This is a genomic window from Cupriavidus sp. SIMBA_020, from assembly GCF_046535395.1.
Lineage (GTDB): Bacteria > Pseudomonadota > Gammaproteobacteria > Burkholderiales > Burkholderiaceae > Cupriavidus > Cupriavidus campinensis.
This window is the reverse complement of record NZ_JAWRWU010000398.1, coordinates 1-279: the sequence shown is the minus strand read 5'-3', so window position 1 is coordinate 279 and position 279 is coordinate 1. Positions and strand designations below refer to the sequence as shown.

1 protein-coding gene is annotated in these 279 nt (G+C 36.6%); it reads left to right on the top strand.

The window, feature by feature from the left end:
- Positions 1–193 (top strand): hypothetical protein (locus SB751_RS29760; RefSeq protein WP_410748993.1); only part of this gene is annotated, 193 nt, incomplete at its 5' end.
- Positions 194–279: the final 86 nt, after the last annotated feature.

The window sequence follows — 279 nt, the reverse complement described above, 5'->3', positions numbered from 1 at the left end:
ATCGATATTTAGCTTTTTTGAGTCGGAAGTTGATTTTAACGTTATGGCTCTCCGATTATTTGATGCTTTGATCAGCTGTATCTTGGTTATAAACGGTCTTTATTTTATGCAGAAAAACAAAGGGATAGCGGTCGTTTCCTTCCTTTTAGGAATAATTAATCTAGGGATATTAGCTGTTCTTTTGTTTCGTTAAAGAAAGAAGAGCCCAGCTCATATTGATATGATCCCCTCATAGCAGACAGAAAAAAGAAAGCATACTGATCTGTCTGCAATGGAGGG